The organism is Streptomyces chiangmaiensis (assembly GCF_036281785.1).
Classification (GTDB): domain Bacteria; phylum Actinomycetota; class Actinomycetes; order Streptomycetales; family Streptomycetaceae; genus Streptomyces; species Streptomyces chiangmaiensis.
Map to the genome: position 1 here is coordinate 1 of NZ_JAYWVC010000387.1, position 4,153 is coordinate 4,153.

The following is a 4,153-nucleotide window of genomic DNA, read 5'->3' on the forward strand; positions in this document are numbered from 1 at the left end:
CTCAGCTTCCCCGGCCTCGGGCCCCTGCTCGGGGCACGCGTCCTCGCCGAGATTGGCGACGACCGCAACCGCTTCTCCGACGCCAGAGCGCTGAAGTCCTACGCGGGGTCCGCCCCGATCACCGGTGCTTCCGGCAAGAAACGCTTCGTCGGCCGCCGCTTCGTCAAGAACAACCGGCTCATGAACGCCGGTTTCCTCTGGGCCTTCTCAGCCCTTCAGGCCTCCCCCGGAGCCAACGCCCGCTACCGGCGCCGACGCGAGCACGGAGACTGGTACAACGCCGCCCAGCGCCGCCTGCTCAACCGCTTCCTCGGCCAGCTCCACCACTGCCTTCAGACCCGGCAGCACTTCGACGAACAACACGCCTTCGCCCCACTCCCTCAAGCACCTGCGTGAGCCGGCCATCGGTCACAGGCGCTGTCAGTGCACCCGTCTAGATTCACCGCGTGACTGAGCCTTCCTACCTTGCCGCGGTCCGGGAGTCATACGACACCGTGGCCGACGACTACGCCGCCTCGTCAAGACCCCGTCTGAGCTGGACCCCCTGTCACGCTCGATGCTGACCGCCTTCGTCGAGCTGGTGCAGGCATCTGACCGAGGACCGGTCGCCGACCTGGGCTGCGGACCCGGAAGAGTAACAGCGCACATGGCCGGACTGGGGGTTTCTGCATTCGGCATCGATGTATCCCCAAAGATGATCGAACTGGCCCGAAGCACCTATCCGGACCTGCGCTTCTCCGTGGGCTCCATGACCGCGCTGGAGATCGAAGACGACACGCTCGGCGGCATCCTGGCGTACTACTCCACCCACCACACACCTCCGGACCTGCTGCCGGTCGTGTTCGCCGAGTTCCACCGCACCCTGGCACCCGGCGGACATCTCCTCCTCGCTGGCCACGTAGGCACCGGTTAGCACCGCCGTCCGACACACGGCTATGGCGGCCACCCCGTGTCCTACGCGTCGTATCGGCTGCCCACACACCAGCTCGCTGAGCTGCTGAGCCAGGCCGAATTCACCATCACCGCTCAGCTGGTGCAGGAGCCCGACGAGGAACTGAACTGGAAGTTCGCCAGTTTCCTGGCCTACAAGCCGACTACCGAGGAGCCAGCTTGACCTCCTAGCCCCCTGAGATGTCTCGGAGGGGCGAGGGAAGCGTGTTGGGTGGTTTCGACACCGACCCGACGGCGGCCGACGCGCGCGGAGCTGCCCGTCGGGCGCGGCCTCTTTCCATGCCGCCAGTCCGTCCGACGGACGCCTGCATCCTGCCCCTCCGGGGCGGGAGCGAACCGCCTGTGTCGTGGAGGCCGTCGAAATCCAAAAAATCTTGGCTGTCGGGTCAAGAATCCAGCGGTCGAAGGACTGTCAGGGTGCGTACGGCCGCTGCTTCACGGTGAGGCGCTCGGGGCCGCAGAGTGGAGGGGTTTTCCGTGGAGGGTACGGGCGTTGGCGCCGTCCTCGTGTTTCTGGTGGCCGTGTGTGCGCCCGGGCTGAGTAGCGTGCTGCAGAGCATCGCCTTCCGCATCCGGGCGGCCGGCAAGGCGGAACTGGTACGTGCCAGGCAGGAGCCAGGCCACGGCGCGGCCGGTGAGCGCCGCGGGGCGAGGCAGGGGCGACATGACTGAGCAGCAGACGGCACCGCACGCCGAGGCCGTGTCGGACCTGGTCGACGAGCGGTACGGGCAGCTGGTCGGCTACGCCCGCAAGCGGCTCGCGGCCCTCGACGTCCCGTCGGCGTGGGTGGACGCCGAGGACGTGGTGCAGAACGCCCTCGAGAGCGTCCTGGCCCGCGCCGAGCCGGTCGAGAAGCCGCGTCCGTACGTCTTCGCCGTCATCAGGAACGAGGTGCGGCACGCAGCCCGGCGTTATCGCAGCGGCCTGGGCTACGGGTCCAGAGCCGTGGATGTGCAGCTGGAGGCCGCCGGTCCCGCTGTCGACTCCTGCGGCACGGCCGACCTGCGCCTGGACCTGGAAGCTGCGCTGAACACCCTGCCGCCGCAGCAGCGCACGGCGGTGCTCTGCACCAAGGCGCTGAAGCTCACCCAGGCGCAGACCGCTCAGGTCATGGGGAGGAGCCCGGGGACGGTGGCCGCCCACGTGTCCCGGGCGGTCGTCACGCTGAAGCTGGCCCTGGGCGCGCTGGCTCTGGTGCTGGTCGGCTGCGCCGTGCAGTGGCTGAGGTCGGGCATGTTGCCGATCGAACCCGCCGCGAGCGGTGACGTGGGGAAAGCGACGCTGTTTCTGCCGTGGCAGTGGTGGTCTGCGGCGGTGATCGCGCTCACCGCGCTCGGCGCCGCGCTGGTCACGGTCGGCGCACAGCGTCAGCTTCGACTTCGCACCGGAAGGACCGAGGAAGAGCAACCGCGGCGGCGCGTCCGCTCGGGCGCGGGCACATCCCCGTCGCCGGAGTTCTATATGCAGGATCGCTATTCGAACGGCGTTGGATCGCAGTAGCCGCAGCTGGCCGGGACGTGGCCCGGTGATCACCGAGGGGGCCTGAGTCGCTGCGGGCCTCTTCGGTGATCCCGTCGTGTTCTCCGGAACCCCTCAGCCATGGTTCCCGGATAAGCTCTCACATATGCGGGTTAAAGATGCGACGAACATTGCTACGGAATATCGGGCATGACGGATTTTTAGGGTGAGATGGTGACAGGGTCGGGCATTGAGCGTGCGGCAGCCTCGGGGCTCATCCTTCCGGCGATCGCCGACCTGACCGCGCCGGTGGAGTTCGCTCCGGAGGTCCTCGCCAGGCTTCAGGAGCTCGAGGACCGCAGTCGCGAGCACGAGCAGAACATGACGCCGCAGAACACCCGGGACGGGTACGCAGCCGACTGGAAGGCGTGGGAGACGTTCTGCGCCCTGCTCGATCTCCCGGTGGCCGCGATCACGCCCGGCTCCCTTACCGCGTTCGTGGAATGGCTGTGGGTCCAGGCCGGATGGAAGCCCGGTACGTTCATCGCGCCGTCGACCATCGACCGTCGCCTGTCCGGTGTCGTCGTCACCGGCCGCACCCGGCTGAAGCTGCGCCTGGACAAGACGGTGGCCTCCCGCGCCCGCAGCGTGCTGAAGGCCAAGGTGAAGGAGCTGGAGAAGACGGAGGAGAAGCGCGGCCGCGGTCCGGCGCCGGCGCTTCTGGTGGAGCACCTGCGCAAGGCGGTCCAGGCCGCCCCCGACAACCGGCTCGGGATCCGTGACCGCTCCATCGCGCTGACCCAGTTCGCCATCGCGGGCCGTGAGCATGAGGTGGCGTTCCTGCGCCTGCGCGACTTCCGGGAGCACGAGAACGGGCTCCTGGTCGACGTGCGCGTGTCCAAGGTGAAGCCGCGCAAAGTGAAGGTGAAGTTCGGTACCTGTCCGTCGACCTGCCCCGTGCGTGCCTGGCGGGCCTGGAAGGACGCGGCCGGCCTGACCGACTCCGACGACTTCGCCTACAAGCCGCTGCACCCGCGCTGGCACACCGTCATGGAGGGCGGTCTGGAACCGGAGACGATCGGCCACGTCGTCACCAGGCTCGGCGCCCAGGCGGAGCTGAAGTTCCGGCCCACCGGGCACTCCCCGCGCCGTGGCGCGGCCACCAGCTCCAAGCGCGCGGGCAACGACCGCAAGGAGATCGCGCGCCAGGGCGGGTGGGCCGACAACTCCGCCGTCATGGAGACGTGCTTTGAGGAAGTCGACGGCTGGGAAGAGAACGCCATGAATGGAGTCCTATGAGCGCGCCCAAGCGCCTGACCCTCGCGCAGGCCCAGGTCGTCATCGACGGGGCCACGCTGGTCAAGGCGCCCGACTGGTCCGAGACGAACCACTGGCACGTCATCGCAGCCGACGGCACCGTCCTGGTCGTCGTTACCCCGTCATACGGAGGTGTGGGCCGCACCAGACGCAACGGATGGCGCCAGTACGTTGCCGCCCTCGGCCCCTACGGATCCCGCGACCCGTGGGAGACCCGCGGGGACGCTGCCGTGCGGGGACTCATCGCCTGGAAGCAGTGGGCAACCTCGGCGGACTGATGCGAGCACGGCCCGGGCGGGGGCCAGTCCGTGCGCCTCTCGCGCGCTACTGAACTTGAATGGGTGTTGTCGGGGCGATAGGTCAGGCGGGCGAGCCTGACCGCACCGCGTGTGGATCCAGGTGCGGCACTCGCGCCAAGATGTGCGA

The 4,153-nt window shown here is 68.6% G+C and carries 4 protein-coding genes and 1 pseudogene; all 5 read left to right on the top strand.

All coding sequences use genetic code 11. The features are described from left to right. On the top strand, positions 1–396 hold a 396-nt coding region (locus VXC91_RS42990), incomplete at its 5' end, for a transposase (RefSeq protein ID WP_329512789.1). A gap of 50 nt (positions 397–446) precedes the next feature. Then, a pseudogene (locus VXC91_RS42995) lies at positions 447–1,114 on the top strand (class I SAM-dependent methyltransferase). Positions 1,115–1,615: 501 nt separating this feature from the next. Then, the gene (locus VXC91_RS43000; protein ID WP_329512790.1) at positions 1,616–2,452 is read left to right on the top strand and encodes a sigma-70 family RNA polymerase sigma factor; all 837 of its coding nucleotides are present in this window, start codon (positions 1,616–1,618) and stop codon (positions 2,450–2,452) included. 189 nt (positions 2,453–2,641) lie between these two features. Beyond that, the gene (locus tag VXC91_RS43005; protein ID WP_329512791.1) at positions 2,642–3,709 is read left to right on the top strand and encodes a site-specific integrase; all 1,068 of its coding nucleotides are present in this window, start codon (positions 2,642–2,644) and stop codon (positions 3,707–3,709) included. Next, complete coding sequence (locus VXC91_RS43010) at positions 3,706–4,005, top strand: hypothetical protein (RefSeq protein ID WP_329512792.1); 300 nt, start codon at positions 3,706–3,708, stop codon at positions 4,003–4,005. Before VXC91_RS43005 ends, VXC91_RS43010 begins: the two co-directional genes overlap by 4 nt. Positions 4,006–4,153: the final 148 nt, after the last annotated feature.